Genomic DNA, 16,724 nt, shown 5'->3' with positions numbered 1-16,724 from the left:
CAACGGATGTTCAATGCCAATGCTCGTTTTCGCCTCACGACCGACGATTTTAAACACGACTTTCAGGTGCTTTCCTTCACCGGCACCGAATCCATCAGCGAACCTTTTTCCTTCAAGGTCGAACTGGTCAGCACCAGACCGGATGCCGATCTTCCAGGCCTGATGCACCAACGGGCCTTTCTGGCTTTCGATGATCAAGGCCACGGCATCCACGGGCAGATCCAGCACATCGCCCGGGGTGGCATCGGCAAGCGATTGACGCGATACAGCCTGACCCTGGCCCCTCGGCTGGCCAATCTGCGTCATCGCATCAATCAACGGATTTTCCAGAACCTGAGCGTGCCACGAATACTCGCGCAGATTCTCGAAGAACATGGCATTCACGCTGACCTCTACCAGTTCAAGCTCGGCGAACCGTTGCCGGATCGTGAATATTGCGTGCAGTACAACGAATCGGACCTGCACTTTATCCAGCGCCTGTGCCAGGAGGACGGCCTGCACTACCACTTCCGGCACAGCCGCGACAGGCACCTGCTGGTCTTTGGCGACGACCAGACTATGTTTCCCCGCCTCTCTCGGCCAACTCGCTTTAAACCGCACAACGCCATGGTCGCCGACAGGCCGGTGATCCAGCGCTTCGACTACCGTCTCGAAACCCGACCCAACCATGCCTCCAGCCGCGCCTATGACTTTAAAAAGGCGCGGATAGCACTTGAGGCGGGCAGCAGGGCATCTGACGAACACCCCCAGCCTGATCTTGAGGTCTTCGAATATCCGGGACGATACCTTGACCGTGAGCATGGCAGGCAGCTCGCCCGGCGGGCCCTGGAGCGCTACCGCAGCGATGGCCGCCTTTGCGAAGGCGACAGCAACGAACCGGCACTGGTGTCGGGGCATTTTCTGTCGCTGGCCGAACATCCCGATCCGGCATTGAATGAACTGTGGCTGCTGACCGAAATCCGGCACGAAGGCAAACAGCCTCAGGTACTCGAAGAACACGGCGACGACATCGCCGACGATGATAAAAGCGACTTTCCACAGGGTTATCGCAACCATTTCCAGGCCTCCCCGTGGGACGCAATCCATCGCCCGCCGTTGCGTTACAGGAAACCGAACATCGGGTGTGTCCAGACCGCCGTGGTCACCGGCCCGGAAGGCGAGGAAATCCATTGCGACCGGTACGGCCGGGTCAAGGTGCAGTTCTTCTGGGATCGCGAGGCTCGCCATAACGACAAAAGCAGTTGCTGGCTGCGAGTGGCCTCGGGCTGGGCCGGCAATGCCCATGGCAGCGTGGTCGTCCCGCGCGTGGGCATGGAAGTGCTGGTGACCTTTCTCCACGGCGATCCCGACCATCCGGTAATCAGCGGCTGCCTGGCGAACAGCGCCAACCCGGTGCCCTACGAGTTGCCGGCGCACAAGACCCGCAGCGTGTTTCGCTCCCGCAGCTCGCCGGACAGTACGGGCTTCAACGAGCTGATGATCGAAGACCGCGCAGGCCAGGAACAGATTTACCTGCGTGCCCAGCGCGATCTTCAGCTGAAAGTCGAGAACGACAGTCACCTGGAGGTCGGCCATGAACGCCGGGAAACCATCAAGGGCAACAGCATCAGCGTATTCGATGCCGAAGAACACCGCACCGTTGCCGGTGATCGCAAGACCCGGCTCAAGGCCAACGACTACCTGCATGTCGGCGAAAGCAGCCACATCAAGGCCGGTCAATCGCTGACGGCCGAAGCCGCCGGGCAAGTGTGCTTCAGCGCCGGCGAACATCTGGTGCTGGAAGCCGGAAAAAGCATCAGCCTGAAGGTCGGTGGCGAGCATTTTGTCCTCGACCACAGCGGTCTTTACGGCAGCAGCGACCTGCTGATCGGCGGCGCACCAGTGCCCTTGTTACGAGCCCCGCTGTTGCAGCCCGACGCTATTGAAGACCTGTCGGCTCCCGCACCTTTGCCGCCATTGGTCGCACCCTCGCAACAGGCATTGATGGCCGCCAGCAAAACCCTGAGCGCGGATTTCTGCCCGATCTGCGAAGCCTGCCGTGCGGGTGAGTGCGCGATCCAGGGGGCTGCCGCATGACCGACTCCCTTGTGCTGCAATGGCTGACCGAGCAACACCGTGCCGATCGCCTCCTGTGCCTGGTGTTCGACTCGCAGAACGAGCGCGACATGCGCCAGCGCTGGTTGAAAAGCAGCCGATACGACCAGTACGTCGGCGTCTACAGTGAAACCGTAATCGCCGAACTCACGGACACTGGCCCCTTCATCTTCATCTTCGACCAGCCCGACGACCGTCGCCTCGACGCCTTGCTCGAAAGGCCCCACAGCCACTGGGGCTGGCTGGCCAGCCTGGGCAAGGGCGAGTTGAAGACATGGGTCAGGCACTGGCAGGACCGGCTGATCGTCGGCGCCCGTCCGCATCAGGCGCTGTACCGCTTTCACGACAACCGGGTGCTGACCCGGGCGCTGGAGCATCTGCCGGTGGATGCTTTGCCGGCGTATCTCGGACCGGCAATCAGCGTGTGTTATTGGCAGGGTTCGCACTGGCAGATGACCGACAACCCTGCGCCGGGCAGCTACCCCGTGCCGGACGCACCACCGTGGCTGCAACTGCCGATGCCTGACGAGCAAGCCATGGCGATTCGCCTGGCCAATGCCCACCGCTTTTTGCTGGCCGGGCATGTGCAGGCGTATTCCGCGTTGGCGTGCGTTCAGGATCCGCACATCTGGCTGCGTGAACGACTGGAACTGGCCGAAACCTGGGGCTGGCTGGCGCCGGAGCGGCTGGAGTTTCTGCTGATCCACAGCCTGCAAACGCCGAATCCCACGCCCCATTGGCAAGCCCGACCCGACGAAACGCCGGATGAACACTTTGATCGGGTTTACCAGCTTTCGAAGCACTGGAACGGGGAGACGCCTTCGTGAAGGTTCAGCTCAAAAGCCTGGGTCTGATCGGCTGTTTCGCGGTACTGGGAGGGTGCAGTACCGAACCGCCCAACACCTTCAAATTCACTGCCGATTTGCCACCGGGATTTGCCTACGTCGCGGCGGTTTATTACGTACCCGAGAAAGGCCAGACCTGTACCGTCGACAGACGCGACAACCTTGCACCCGTGTTCAACAGCAAGTGGCGCACGGACTACAAGCCGGATGCCGAAATCACGATTCGCAAGACGGTTAAAGGGTGCCCGTTGGTCGTGAGGCGAATCGAGCTGGAGATTAATTCGAGCTATGGCAAAACACGGGGCGATTTCGGTGGTGACGAAGCCAGGGTTTTCATTCGCGATGATCTGGAGGAGCGGTTCAAAGGTGTTTTCAACGAAGCCGGTGAAAGCACTTTCCATGGTCAGTGTGAGTGGTGGTTTCGCACCTCGGGTAAACCCCGAATTCTCAGAAAGATCCTTGATTGCAGAACAGTCGATGCCTTGGGATCACGAGCTTATGGCAAGACCTTCGGGGCTTTTAGCCCTGATCAACTGCCGGGCAAAACAGTGAGGATGAAAATCAAGCTGGCGAGGGAAGAACAGCCTTACTTCAGAGACACATGGGTCAAGTTTCCAAATGGCTGGAAACGATGTTTGGGCGACAACTTTGAGGATCAGTACGCCTTTTGTTACGGCAACTACACCGACTTCAGCACTTTCACCATGCCCGATGGCCGAGTCTGCACCATTTATCCAAGTTGCACGGAATAAGGAGTTTTCGCCATGACATCACTTGAAAAGGATCTGCAATCGCCGTTGGGTAGCCGCATGCTGACTTGTCCTGCTGGTGGCAAATGGACAAGTTTCCAACTCATCGACGAGTTCTGCTCGGGTGAGCCCTACGCCGGGCTGGCTTATATCGCCACCGATTCGGAAGGCCATAAATACACGGGCAGATTGGACGCTGCGGGCAAGGGCAGAGTGGATAATCACTTTGCGGGGCCTATATCGTTGCTGTTTGATCAAGTGTACGAAGGAAAGGAAAAGCTCTACTCAAGTTTGCAAGGCAGGCAACATTACCCCCTGAAAATTACCGAACTTCAGGTACGAGCCGAGGCAACCCGCTACCTGAACCCAAATGCCACCCGCAGGCGCGAACGCACCGAAATCGCAGACGGTGCGGACTACTTTCAAGTCGAAGTCCGTCATCTTGTCAGGCATGCCTCGCACCTGCCACCCGAAGTCTATCGCGATTACCCCCTCGATTCCGGGTGCGCTGTAATCATGCGCGAACACGGAAAACTTGGCGTAGCGCTGATGCCGCAACGTCACACTGTTCTTGAAGTGCGTCCGCTACGCGCGTTGCGGCCAATGTTATCCACAGCTCCGGCATTCTGTGCACTCAACCTGTACCAGCTCGCATTGATGGCAACCCTGAGTTACTGCCCATTCGGCCAGGAACCCAAAACCCCTTCCGCCGAAACCAGATCCGTTAAATTTCCGCTGCAACCCAGCGTCGGCAACTGGTTCGGCGATGCACTGGCCAAGGGAGAGGAATTGTGGAAAGTCGACAGCGCTCAGACCAAAGCCTATTACCCGCTATACGAGGATGTTCCGTACTCAAGAAGGCTAGAGATCATCCCGTTTGACCCGAACCTCTATGCAGCTAACAGGCACACGCCTGAACGGGATCCGGAACACCCGGCCAGCGTTCACTTCCTCGACGACATCGGTAATAAAGAAAGTACAGACACCCAAGCCTTCATCACCCACAACGACGAACTGATCCTGATCGCGGTTCGCGGCACCGCCGAGAAAATCGCCGATGGTTTGCGCGATGCCGATGCCCTTCAAGTACCGTTTGAGGAAGGAAACGGCCAGGTACATCGGGGCTTCTATGAAGCAGCGCAGAAAGCCTATGACTTCGCCGTCAAATACCTCGAAAAGTTCTACACCGGCCAAACCCTCCTGATCTGCGGCCACAGCCTCGGAGGCGCTATCACATTGCTGCTGTCCGAAATGCTCCGGCGCCGGCCCGAGGGCTACAACATCCAGCTCTACACCTACGGCGCCCCCCGCGCCGGTGACGCGGATTTCGTGAAGGCCGCAGCCGATCTCGTGCATCACCGCATGGTCAATCACAACGACCCGGTGCCCAGCGTGCCCGGCAGCTGGATGAACACCAAGGCCGACCTCTACGGCACCGGGGCGGCGCTGACGTTCGTCAATGTGCCGGTGGGTCTGTCGGTGTTCGTCGCCGGTATCACCAACTGGACCGGGGAAGCCTACGATCACCATGGCAGTCTGCGGCACGCCATGCCGGTGGAGTTCGGGCGTCAGCAGGTGTCTTCGATCCTGTGGGAGCCAGGTTGCGACACCATTACCCAGCACGCCGCGTGCGACGTGGCGATCCGGCAGCAGCACGGGCTGCCGGATCGGCCGACGTTGCTCAAGCAGATCTTCGACGCCGGGCACCACTCGATGACCGGGGCGTACATTCCGGCGTGCTGGGCGGTGTTGCGGCGTTGGCAGGAGGCGCTGGAGACAAGGCGTTCGCTGGTCACCGAACGGGAGTTTGCTGTCGTGGAGTCAGCCCTGGAACGCATCACTCACCAACTGCGCACCCGGCGCAACAACCTGCCGGGACGCCCGGACAGTTACGTACGCACTCAATCCAGCATCCTTGATGCGCTTAACCGTGAGGTGGAGAGAATCCGCGTGACACGCGAGCGTCTGGCAATCCTTCGCCATCGGCGCATCACGACGCAGGACGTTTATGGGGGACTGGCAGAACAACCGGAACGATTGGCCGAAAGCCTGCCGCGCTGGCAGCTACACCCGGAAAACACTGCAACCGAACAGTTAGCCATGGCGCCGGACACCGCCGAAGATGACCCGCTGCTGGCGACGCTCTACGGCCACAAAATCGGCGCGCGGCACACCTTCGATATCAATTCGATCATCTGACTCAACCCTGTGGATACCACACCAACCGCTCCGCTGCCGGATTGCGCTCTTCCACCGCAAACCCCAGCGCCAGGTAATGCTGGCGCGCATGGGGATTGTTGGCCCAGACCACCGTCGCCACCGGACATCGGACTTGCTGCGCGGCCTTCTGCACACCTTGCAGCACCGCACGACCGTAACCCTTGCCCCGGGCCTGAGGGATGAAGGCGATGTACAACACGCGGATTTCATGGGGGCCAAAGTCGGTGCTCAACGCGCCGATGGCCGTGCCGAGTTTTTCCACCACGTAGTGCATGGCGTTGGGATGGTTTTCCCCCATGCCCTGCTCCTGCACCTGAAACTGCTGGGCGACGATTTGCTGCACCTGTTCCTGCTCGCCGTCGATCCATTGCAGATCCGGGCGCGCCGATTGATAAAGGCTTTGCAGAAACGGCCCGTCCGTCGCCCGCGAAGGTCGCACCACCAGTCCGTCCGCCGTCACGTTGTCCGTCATCTCCATGCTCCCTAGAAACCGCTTTCCCTGACCCCCAGCGCCGCCATCCGACGCCAGGCCACGCCGAGCACCGACTCGCCGCTGCCCTGCAGCACCACCACACCGCGTAACGGCTGTACCGGCGTCGGTGGCTGATCCAGCGTAGTCAATCGTGCGCCGTATTGCGCCTGCACCGGCTCCGCCCTTTGCTGTTGATCGCGGCGCACGGCAATCGGTCCGTGGTGATCGGACGTCAGGGCTTCCTGATCGACATAGGCCACGCCATTGGTATCGATTTCATCGAGTTTCACGGAGATCGCCGGGTGCATCGGGTCATCGGCGATGAACCGCCCGGTCGCACCCGGTTTGACCCGCCACAACTCGGCCTCGGCCACATACCCGCGCAGGCGTGAGCCGTCCTCGACCACACGCGCCAACGCATCCTTGCTCGACAGCCATCGGCCCGGCGTCAGGTTCGGCAACAGATCACGCACGGTGCCGGCATGGGGCGCACGCAGCAGCAGGCGTTCGCGGCGGGCGCTCAGGCCACGGTATTCCGCCACGGCTTCGGCGAGACGTTGTTCGACGATGCCGGCGTCGGCGGCGGTTTCGCTGCGACCGGCCTGACGACGCATCAGCAACTGCTGGATCTGGATTTCCCGGCGGACGATGGCCTGACGCGAGTCGAGATCCGGCGATTCCAGTTCAATCAGCACGTCGCCCTGAGCGACCTTCTGGCCATCCGCGACTTTCACGGTTTTGACCCGCGCCGCCACCGGCGCGTGCAACACACTGGCCCGACCGCCCTCGAGCATCGTCGGCAATTCAACTGCACTGCGCCACGGCACGATCAGCACCAGCAACAGACCGAGTACCGCCAGGCTGCTGAGCAGCACACGGGGGCCATGAGCCTGCTCGCGGCGGCTCCACCACTGGCGCCACTCACTCATGATCGGCAGAAAGATGAACCACACCAGTTCCACCAGCATCAGGAAGATCCCCAACACCTTGAAGAACAGGTGATAGACCGCCAGCGCGATCCCGAAAAACAACGCCGCACGCCATAACCACGAGCCATACCCCCAGATCAGCAAACGCCGCTGCATCGCCGGCGACCAAGGCTCCGGCGCCGGTGCGCCATAGCCGAACAAGAACTCACGCAGGCGCCAGCGACAAAAGGCAAAGGCCCGGCCCTGAAGGTTGTCGACTTCCCACAGATCACTGAGCAGAAAGTAGCCATCGAAACGCATGAACGGGTTGAGATTGACCACCAGCGTGGTGATCCAGGTCGCACTGGCGAGCATAAACGCCGCCGTTCGGGCCGGGCCGTCGGGCAGCAGTGACCAGACCAGCAACGCGATGCACGCCAGCAGCAATTCCGCCAGCACCCCACCGGCACCAATCAGCAACCGCGCACGCCGGTCGTTGACCCGCCAGGCATCGCTGACGTCGGTGTAGAACATCGGCAGCAATACCATGAACGCCACGCCCATGCTTTGCACCCGACACCCGGCGCGCTTGGCCATGAACGCGTGGCCGAACTCGTGGCAGAGCTTGGCGAAGAACAACGCCACACCGAACGAAATCGCCCCGCCGAGGCTGAACAGGTGCGGAAAGGTGCTGACAAATCGCTGCCAGTCCCGCGAGACCAGAAACACCCCGAGCGCCAGCGTCGCCGGCAAACCGAAGCGCAGTATCCTTGGCCCGAAGCGCTCCAGCCACGGCCAGACCCGATTGAGAAACGCGTCCGGCCGCCACAATGGAATGCGGAAAAACAAATATTGATGGAGCAGGATTTTCCACAGGCTCTGACGTTGCGCGAGAGCCTTGAGCTGATAACTGGCGCGCTGCTGATCGTCGAGGGCGCTGATCAGGTCATGCCCGCGCAGAAACGTCAGCAATTGCTCCAGCTCGACGCCGTCCAGCGGCAAGCCCGGTTCGCGGTTGGCGGCGCGCAGCACTTGCTCGGGATCACCCAGCGACCAGTGGCGCAACAGGCGCATCGCCGCCGTGCCGAGTTTGAAATAGCGCCCGCGCACCGGGTCGGCCAGGGTCCAGCGCGGCGAGCCGTCCAGTGCCGGCGCCGCGGGCGACAGTTGCAGGTCGGCACGCAGGCTCGGCAGGTTCATTTACAGGCCTACGCTCTGACGCAAACCGGCCAGCGGACGGCGCAGCAGATACAACGCCAGCGGCGCGCGGTCGCCGAAGATTTTGGCTGTGCCGCGCAAGCCGATACGCGGCGGTGCGTCGGTAAAGTTCGCATCCAGCCGATAGGCCAGTTGGCCGCCGGCAGTGGGCTGCGCCTCATAAGCCGAACGTTCGAGTCTGGCGACATGGCGTTGCAGCGGATCGCTGTCGAGGAACAGCGCGATGTCGGCGCCCGGCTCCAGCGAAATCGCGTCGCCTACCGCCAGTTCGATGCGCAGTTCGGCCTGGTTCGGGTCGGCGATTTCCATCAAGCGCTCGCCGGTCTGCACCGGTTTGCCGGTCCAGCGCTCGGCGTCGGCGAATACCGCAATGCCGTCGCGCTCGGCACGCACTTCGCTGCGGTTGAGCAGTTCACGGGCGTAGTCCCGTTCGGCGCGTTTCTGCTCGACGCGGGCGGCCAGCAGATCCACTCGTGAACTGGATTCGGCGTCGGCGAATGCACGTTGGGAATTGGCTTTGAGTTCGGCTTCGGCGACGCCAAGCGCACGCTCGGCGACATCGGCCTGGGCTTTGAGGGTGGTGCTTTCGAAGCGCAGCAACAGATCGCCGGTCTTCACGTTCTGATTGGGTTTGACCAGAAACTCGGCGATCACCCCGTCCAGCGGAGCCGCCACCACACGCCCACCCAAGGGCACCACTTCGGCCGGAGCCAGCACTGACTGACGCACCGGGATCAACAAACCGAGCAGCAGCACAGCGACCAGCGCCACCTGACGTTTGCGGGTCCAGCGCAGCCGCCACGGCTTGCGCGGTTGCAACGCCAGCCAGGCGTGGCTGTAGGTGTCGCCCAGTTGCGACAACAGCACTTGTTCGGAAGGGTTCCACGGCACGTCACGGGCCAGCCACAAACCGCCAAACACCTCGCCCTCGCGGTCGATCAGCGGCAGCCAGAACACCTGAGCGGCGGACAGGCTGCGCCAGTCAGCCTGGATCGAGTCGCCCACCAGCTCAGGGGCGATCACCCGCGCAACTTTCAATACATCCTGCTTGAACAACTGCGCCACCGCCTGCTCGACGAACGCCACGAACGGCGCATTCGGCTCCACCGCACTGACGCCGGTCACCGCCTGCACCTTGCCGGCGATCAACAGCGCTGCATGTCGATAGCCGAACAGCGACTGTCCGTCATTGACCAGACTGTAGGCCAACTGCGCAGCATCGCGGGCGGCGCGGGTCTGCCGTTCGAGATCGAGAAACCGCGCGAACACCTGCTCGGCGCCGCCGCTCACCGGGGCGTTCACTTGAGCTCCGGAAAACGCGCGGTGCCGCTCATGCCGGCGAGCAGGCCTTTGGCTTCGGGAAGTGTGGCGACCAACAACAGGGTCTGGCTGCCTTCATCAATCCGCGCGCCAAGGCGTTTGACCGTGGCATCGATCGGCTGGCCGGTTTCATCGGGGACGAAGCTGAAGGTCTGGCCGGGCTTTAGCTTGGCCATCCAGCGCGAGGGCACCAGCAGATGGATTTCCAGGGTGCGGTTGTCGACCACATCGAGCAGCGGAGCCCCGGCCGACACGCTTTCGTAGCGTTGGACCTTGCGCTCGACCACTTGCCCGTCGAACGGCGCGACCACGTTGCAGCGTTTGACCTGAACTTGATAAACCTGAGATTGCGCCTGGGTTTCGCTGACCTTGGCCTCGGCCCGGGCCACCTCGAAACGCCCGACGGAATTGAGCGCCGCCAGTTGCCGGTTGTGCGCCAGCTCTTCGCCGGCACCACGGCTGGCGGCTTGCGCGGCATTCAACTGGGCCTGATAGGCCGAACAGTCGAACTTTGCCAGGGTATCGCCCTTCTTGAACGACTCGCCCTCGCTGAACGGCAACTCGACGATCCGCCCGGACAACTCGCTGGCCAGCGTCGCCTGATCCCGCGCCCGCAACACACCGCGCGCCTCACTGCTGGCCGACGCATTCGCCGCCCCGCCGTTATCCAGCAGCGGATCGTCTGGTGCGGGCGTTTGAGCCTGAACTGCACACGTTACAAAGGTCAATCCGACAACCCAACCACGAAAACGCCGCATAACCGTTACTCCCTGACGGATGCTCGGAGTCTACGACAGCGGCGATTAGCGTCAAGCGAAAGGCCATCATTCATCCGAGGGGCTGGCGAAATTCTGTGTAACGACTACGATCAACTCATCGAAAATATAACCTTGAAGGAATATTCCATAACGCTCATATTTGCCCCCCATGAATTGGGATATCGAATACACCGACGAGTTCGGCAACTGGTGGGAAGATCTGACTGAAAACGAGCAGAGTTCCGTGGCTGCGAGCGTCAAATTGCTAGGCCAATTCGGACCAGGCCTGCGCTTTCCACACAGCAGCGCGATCAATGGTGCGCGACATGGCCATCTGCGGGAACTGAGGGTTCAACATGCCGGACGACCGTACCGAATACTTTATGCATTTGATCCGAGGCGATGTGCGCTGCTATTGATCGGCGGAGACAAAACCGGTCAGGATCGCTGGTATGAAGTCAATGTCCCGCTCGCCGATCAACTGTACGATGAGCACCTCGATACATTGCGCAAAGAGGGTTATAAAGATGGCTAAGAAATTTGCCGAACTCGAAGCGCGTATGACACCCGAAGCCCGGGCACATGCCGATTCGATCTACGAACAACACATTAAGGAAATGCCGCTAAACGAACTGCGACAGGCCAAGGCTTTGAGTCAGGCGACACTTGCCGAGACCCTGCACATCAATCAGGCGGCGATCTCGAAGATGGAGCGACGCACCGACATGTATATCAGCACGCTGCGCAATTACATCCGCGCGATGGGCGGCGAGCTTGAAATCATCGCTACATTTCCTGATGGGCAAATCAAAATCGAAAACTTTGCAGGTTGAGCAGCCAAAACGCTGCACAACCTGCTTTTTTGTTTTCCGCGCGAAAATCAACGCCGCGCCATCTCCCCCACCGGATATACCGACTCCCATCCCCCGCCCAACGCCCGGTACAAACCGACCATCGCCAGTGAAACGCCGGTGGAGCTTTCCACCCATTGTTCCTGGGTGGCGAGCAGTGCGCCTTGCACGGTGAGGACGTTGACGAAGTCGGCCACGCCTTCGACGTATTGCTGTTGCGCGGTGCGCAGGGCGATCTGGTTCTGGCGCACGGCTTCGGCGAGGCTGTCGCGGCGGCGCTGGCTGGCGTTGTAGGCGGTCAGTTGGTCGTCGATTTCGTGCCAGGCGCGCAGAACGGTCTGTTGATAACCGATAGCCGCTTCCTGTTGCTGGGCTTCGCGCAGTTGCAACACGCCGCGCAGACGGCCGCCGTCGAACAGCGGCAGGCTGAATTGCGGGCCGATGCCGAAGGCGCGAGAGCCCCAGGAGCCGAAATCGCTGAGCTGCATGGCTTGGGAGCCGAGATTGCCGGACAGGGTGATGCGCGGATAGAAATCACCCTTGGCCACGCCGATATTGGCGGTGGCGGCGTGCAACCGGGCTTCGGCCTGGCGGATGTCCGGACGGCGTTCGGCCAGTTGCGACGGCAGGCCGATGGCGACTTCAAGCGGCGACTGTGGCACCGGCGCGTCTGTGAATAACTCTTTACTCAAGGCTTGCGGCGGTTCGCCCATCAACAGGCTGATGGCGTTGATCAGTTGCGCCTGACGTTGCTCCAGCGCCGGCAGGCGCGATTCGATGGCCGCCACTTGCGCGGCCGCTTCGGCGACGTCGAGATCGGTGGCCACGCCGTCGTTCAGGCGCAGTTGCGAGAGTTTCAGGCTGTGCCGTGCGACATCGAGGTTTTGCTCGGTGACCGCGCGGGTGTTCTGCACGCCGCGCAACTGGATGTAGTTCTGTGCGGTGTCCGCGAGCACCGCCAGCAACACGCCGCGACGATCGTTTTCCGCGACTTCGAGATTGGCATCCGCCGCTTCAGTTTCCCGGCGCACACGGCCCCAGAAATCCAGCTCCCAGGAGGCGGAGAAACCGGCGTCCCACAGGTTGAAGGCGGAATCACCGTTGTGCCCGGACGGATCGCTCAAGCCTTCGCCGCTGTTGCGTTTGCGAGCATAACTGCCAGTGGCAGCGGTGGTCGGATAGCGGTCGGCGGTAATCACCTGTCGAGCAGCGCGGCTCTGTTGCAGGCGACTGCTGGCCAGTTGCAGGTCGAGGTTGCTGCTCACGGCGCGCTGGGTCAGGGCAGAAAGTTGCGCGTCGTGGAAGACTTCCCACCAGCGCTCGTTCAGGGGTTCGCTGACAGCCTGGCTGGGTGCGGATTTGCCGGGTTTGGCCCAGTCGGCGATCTGCGTGGCTTCGGGCTTCTGAAAGTCCGGGCCGACGGTGCAAGCCGCCAAAGCCGAGAGACTCAGGGCAATGGTTATGGACTGAACGCGCTTCATCGCTGCGTCACCTCACGCACCGACGTCGCCGAGCTTTTGGTATCAATGCTCGCCTCCACCGACATGCCCACGCGCAGGCGCTCGGCCAGTGGCTGGCCCGGCTCCAGCAGGATTTTCACCGGAATCCGCTGCACGACTTTGGTGAAGTTGCCGGTGGCATTGTCCGGTTTCACGGCGGCGAACGTTACGCCGGTAGCCGGGGCGATGCTTTCGACGCGACCGCTCAAAGCTTCACCACCAAGACTGTCGACCCGAACGACAACATCCTGTCCGGGCTGCACGTCGGTGAGTTGGGTTTCCTGGAAGTTGGCGACCACATAGGCCTGCTTCAGCGGCACCACCGCCAGCAGTTTGCTGCCCGGCGTCACATAGGCGCCGACCCGCACGGCACGCTCGCCGATCATGCCGTCCTGGGGCGCAGTGATGCGCGTGTAGGACAGCTCGAAACTGGCGATTTCCAGTGCCGCCTGAGCCTGTTTCAAGCTGCCTTCGGCGGCATCGCGCTGCGCCGTCAGAATCTCGACCTGTTTGCGTTCCGCGGCCAGTTTTGCCGTGGCGGTGTCCAGTCGGGCGGAGGCCTGATCGATCCGGGTGCGTGCCTGTTGCGCGTTCTGCACGGTGCCGGCACCGACGCCGGCCAGGTGGTTGTAGCGGTTCAATTCCTGCTGGGCGAAAGCCATTTCAGCCTTGGCCGAGACCACCGACGCCTGCGCCTGGGCGATCACCGAGGTCTGCCGCTCCAGGGTGGCTTTGGCGTTTTGCAATTGAGCGCGGGCGACCACGGTGTGTGCATCGGCGGCCTCGGCAGCGGCGCGCAGGTCGCGATCATCGATCAGCGCCAGCAACTGCCCGGCCTTGACCTGCTGGTTGTCTTCCACCAGCACTTCCTTGATGAACCCCGCCACGCGTGGCACGACCAAGGTGAAGTCAGCAGAGACGAACGCATCGTTGGTGTTCTGCTGAGTACGCTTGCCGAACAGGCCCGGCATCGCCAGATACACCAGCACACCGACCGCCAGCGCGGCCGCCACGGCCACTGCGAGTTTTTGCTTTGCTTGAGTCGTCATAAAAACCTTCTGTTCCAGTCAGGTCGGCGCGCGGGGCGGAAAGATCCGCGTCGGCAGCCAGAAAATCAGCAGGATCAGCGCCACTGCGACGCCAGCCATGCACAGGTAAAGATCCGAAGAAGTCAGCACCACCGCCTGTTCATGCAGGCGATGGGCGAGCGCCGGGTCATTGCTTTCAGCCAGCGGCGAGTTGCCGAGGCGATCGACCAGCATCGTCGAATGAAAATGCAGACGCGCCGTGGTCAATGCCTCGATGGCCCCGGTGGCTACCACCGCCGCCAGGCCTTTCACGGTGTTGAACCACGCCGACGCGAACGGTCCGTCCTGCGGCTGGATGCTGCCGGTCGACAGCATCAGCAACGGCAGCACGGCCATTGGCTGGCCGAAAATCTGCAGCCATTGCAGGACATAGAAATCGTCGCGAATCCATTCCGAGGTCAGCTGCGATCCGCCCAGGCACGACAGCGCCAACATGCTCAGACCAATGCCGAGCACCCAGCGGCAATCCACCCAACGCAGGTTGCACAGCGCCGCCACCAGCGGCAGCGCAATCACTTGCGGCAATGCCGCCAGCAGCATGATCGGCGCGGTCTGCACCGGTCGGTAACCCTGCACCTGAGCCAGATAACTCGATGGAATCAGCACCACCGCCAGCAGCACCACCAGCACGCCAGCCAACGTCATCAGGGCGAACGACAGGTTGCGAATGCCGAGCATCTGCAACTTGAAAAACGGAATCGGCTGCGACCATTCATTGATCAGAAACGCCACCAGCAACAGCGAACCGGCGCTGAGCAAACCGCAGATCAGGTTCGACTCGAACCAATCCAGGCGATTGCCCTGCAACAGACCGATCACCAGCATGCAGATCGCCGGAAAGCCCAGCAGCAAACCTTTCCAGTTGAACGACTTGAGGCGTTCCAGACGCAGCGGATCTTGTGGAATGCCCCAGGCAACCATCGCCATGGCAATCAGGCACGGCACGATGATTTGCCAGAACGTCCACTGCCAGCCGACGTATTCGGTCCACAACCCGGCCAGCGGCGTGCCGAGACCAGGGCCGAAAGTCGCGGTCAGGGCATAACCGGCCAGACCGTAAAGCTTGATGTTGGCCGGCAGAAACCGCAGCGCGACGGTCATCAGCATCGGCGGCAACGCGCCGCCGGCCAGGCCTTGCAGGATGCGCATCAGCAGCAGGCTTTCGTAGTTCGGGGCGAACGGGCAGAGCACCCCGAGCAGGGTGAACACGCCGATGGCACAGAGGGTGAAGCGACGTAGGGAAAAGGTCACCGAGCACCACGGCGCAAACGCCATGGCCGCCACCGAGGTCGCGGTGTAGCTGGCGACCAGCCAGGTGCCTTCGTCGTAGCCGATGCTCAAGGCGCCGCGAATGTCGGCCAGGGCAACCTTGGTCACCATCTCGTTGAGGCCCGACACCAGCACCGCCAGCAGCACGCCGACCAGGCCAATGATGATCCGCGCCCCGAACACCGGGGGCGCGGCGACCATCGGAGCGGCAGCGGCAATCGGCGCCGTGACCGTCAGGGATGTCATGCAGGCAAACTCCGGAGGGAAAAATACCGGAGCATCTTAGTAAGGCTTAGTGCTGACGAAAATTGACTTGTTGGCAGCTTATAAGTGCGTCAGACGCAATCATCAGGGTTGGGCTGCCAGCCAGGTTTCGTCGCAGCAGGTCTTGAGGGTTTCGCGCAACCAGCGGTGGGCCGGATCCTTGTCGAAACGCGGGTGCCAGGCCTGGGTCAGCATCAGCGTCGGCAACGAGATCGGCAGGTCGAACGAGCGCAGCTTCAACCCCAGTCGCCGCACGCTGAGCAGCGCTTCCTTGGGTACCGGCAGAATCAGGTCGGAGTCCGGCAGAGCGAACATCGCCGCGTGGAAACTCGGCGCGATCACTGCCACCCGCCGCTCCAGGCCCAAGGCATTCAGCGCCGTGTCGATAGGGCCACGGGCAATACCTCGGCGGGACATACTGATATGGGAAAACCCGGCATAGCGTTCGGCGGTGATCTCGCCATCCAGCAGCGGATGATCTTCACGTACGAGACCAACGAAGTGGGTGGAAAACAGGTTCTGCACTTTGACTTCCGGCGTCACCGGGCGCGTATTGCTGACACTCAAGTCGATCCGCCCTTCGCGCAGCGCTTCATCGTCGCCGTCACCTTCAGGGACGAAACGCAATTCGCAGTGCGGTGCCTGCTGATCGAGGGTGTCGAACAGCTTGCCGCCGTATACGCCGACGAAAAAGTCGTTGGCGCGAATGCTGAAGCGCCGGCGCAACGTGCCCAGCTCCACCGCATCGGCCGAGCGAAACAGCAGCGCCGCCTGCTCGACCACATCGCGCACCTGCTCGCGCAACGCCAGCGCCTTGGGCGTCGGCACCAAACCGCGACCGGCACGTACCAGAATCGGATCGCCAATGGCTTCGCGGATCCGCGTCAGCGTGCGACTCATGGCCGCCGGGCTGAGGTTCATCCGCCGGGCGGCGCCGACCACACTACCCTCGTCGAGCAAGGCGTCGAGAGCGACCAACAGGTTCATGTCCGGGAGTTGCATGCTGAGCACTCGTGACCGATCAGGATTGATCCGGGTGCAATGCTAGCAAACATACTTGAAATCGGTGGCGCATGAACCGACGTCTTCGCGAGCAAGCCCGCTCCCACAGGGGAAATGCATTTCAAATGTGGGAGCGGGCTTGCTCGCGAAAGGGCCAGCCGCTTCCG

Annotated in this window: 14 protein-coding genes; 6 read left to right on the top strand and 8 right to left on the bottom strand. The window is 61.8% G+C overall.

Going from position 1 to position 16,724, the window contains the following annotated elements:
* The first annotated feature begins 6 nt into the window (after positions 1 to 6).
* Genes ACW9HX_RS18860 through ACW9HX_RS18845 form a run of 4 tightly spaced genes read left to right on the top strand, consistent with a single transcriptional unit; the run spans position 7 to position 5,887 of the window.
* Positions 7 to 2,076 (top strand): type VI secretion system Vgr family protein, encoded by a 2,070-nt coding sequence (locus ACW9HX_RS18860; RefSeq protein WP_457381753.1) that lies wholly within the window; start codon positions 7 to 9, stop codon positions 2,074 to 2,076.
* Entirely contained in the window at positions 2,073 to 2,921 is an 849-nt protein-coding gene (locus tag ACW9HX_RS18855) for a DUF4123 domain-containing protein (protein WP_457381752.1), read from the top strand. Before ACW9HX_RS18860 ends, ACW9HX_RS18855 begins: the two co-directional genes overlap by 4 nt.
* Positions 2,918 to 3,691 carry a hypothetical protein gene (locus ACW9HX_RS18850; protein ID WP_457381751.1) on the top strand — a complete coding sequence of 258 codons (774 nt, stop codon included), beginning with the start codon at positions 2,918 to 2,920 and terminating at the stop codon, positions 3,689 to 3,691. Before ACW9HX_RS18855 ends, ACW9HX_RS18850 begins: the two co-directional genes overlap by 4 nt.
* A 12-nt stretch (positions 3,692 to 3,703) precedes the next feature.
* Entirely contained in the window at positions 3,704 to 5,887 is a 2,184-nt protein-coding gene (locus ACW9HX_RS18845; protein WP_457381750.1) for a lipase family protein, read from the top strand.
* Between the two features lies 1 nt (position 5,888).
* On the opposite strand, the gene ACW9HX_RS18840 is transcribed toward ACW9HX_RS18845, so the two are convergent.
* From ACW9HX_RS18840 to ACW9HX_RS18825, 4 genes are read right to left on the bottom strand one after another with little or no spacing between them, the layout of a single operon-like run.
* Positions 5,889 to 6,380, bottom strand: coding sequence for a GNAT family N-acetyltransferase (locus ACW9HX_RS18840; RefSeq protein WP_457381749.1), 492 nt, complete (start codon positions 6,378 to 6,380; stop codon positions 5,889 to 5,891).
* A gap of 11 nt (positions 6,381 to 6,391) precedes the next feature.
* Complete coding sequence (locus tag ACW9HX_RS18835; RefSeq protein WP_457381748.1) at positions 6,392 to 8,488, bottom strand: HlyD family efflux transporter periplasmic adaptor subunit; 2,097 nt, start codon at positions 8,486 to 8,488, stop codon at positions 6,392 to 6,394.
* Positions 8,489 to 9,808, bottom strand: coding sequence for an efflux RND transporter periplasmic adaptor subunit (locus ACW9HX_RS18830; protein WP_457381747.1), 1,320 nt, complete (start codon positions 9,806 to 9,808; stop codon positions 8,489 to 8,491). It abuts the gene before it with no gap.
* Positions 9,805 to 10,584 carry an efflux RND transporter periplasmic adaptor subunit gene (locus tag ACW9HX_RS18825; RefSeq protein WP_282475448.1) on the bottom strand — a complete coding sequence of 260 codons (780 nt, stop codon included), beginning with the start codon at positions 10,582 to 10,584 and terminating at the stop codon, positions 9,805 to 9,807. Before ACW9HX_RS18825 ends, ACW9HX_RS18830 begins: the two co-directional genes overlap by 4 nt.
* Before the next feature lie 169 nt (positions 10,585 to 10,753).
* On the opposite strand from ACW9HX_RS18825, the gene ACW9HX_RS18820 reads away from it, so the two are divergent.
* Both ACW9HX_RS18820 and ACW9HX_RS18815 read left to right on the top strand, forming a co-directional pair.
* Positions 10,754 to 11,119: a type II toxin-antitoxin system RelE/ParE family toxin gene (locus ACW9HX_RS18820; protein WP_064382657.1), complete on the top strand. Its 366-nt coding sequence runs from the start codon at positions 10,754 to 10,756 to the stop codon at positions 11,117 to 11,119.
* Positions 11,112 to 11,417 (top strand): XRE family transcriptional regulator, encoded by a 306-nt coding sequence (locus ACW9HX_RS18815; RefSeq protein ID WP_064382656.1) that lies wholly within the window; start codon positions 11,112 to 11,114, stop codon positions 11,415 to 11,417. Before ACW9HX_RS18820 ends, ACW9HX_RS18815 begins: the two co-directional genes overlap by 8 nt.
* A gap of 47 nt (positions 11,418 to 11,464) precedes the next feature.
* Here ACW9HX_RS18815 and ACW9HX_RS18810 read toward each other — a convergent pair whose 3' ends face one another.
* The 4 genes from ACW9HX_RS18810 to ACW9HX_RS18795 form a co-directional block, all read right to left on the bottom strand.
* Complete coding sequence (locus ACW9HX_RS18810) at positions 11,465 to 12,916, bottom strand: efflux transporter outer membrane subunit (protein ID WP_457381746.1); 1,452 nt, start codon at positions 12,914 to 12,916, stop codon at positions 11,465 to 11,467.
* A complete protein-coding gene (locus ACW9HX_RS18805) occupies positions 12,913 to 13,983 on the bottom strand; it encodes an HlyD family secretion protein (protein WP_457381745.1) in 1,071 nt (356 codons plus the stop codon). Before ACW9HX_RS18805 ends, ACW9HX_RS18810 begins: the two co-directional genes overlap by 4 nt.
* 18 nt (positions 13,984 to 14,001) lie before the next feature.
* Positions 14,002 to 15,537, bottom strand: a complete 1,536-nt coding sequence (locus tag ACW9HX_RS18800) for an MFS transporter (protein WP_457381744.1) — start codon at positions 15,535 to 15,537, stop codon at positions 14,002 to 14,004.
* A gap of 102 nt (positions 15,538 to 15,639) precedes the next feature.
* Positions 15,640 to 16,557 (bottom strand): LysR family transcriptional regulator, encoded by a 918-nt coding sequence (locus ACW9HX_RS18795; RefSeq protein ID WP_457381743.1) that lies wholly within the window; start codon positions 16,555 to 16,557, stop codon positions 15,640 to 15,642.
* Positions 16,558 to 16,724 lie beyond the last annotated feature (167 nt).

It is taken from the genome of Pseudomonas sp. SDO52101_S400 (assembly GCF_054071635.1).
The sequence above is the reverse complement of the archived record's forward strand: the minus strand, read 5'-3'. Positions and strand labels throughout refer to the sequence as shown.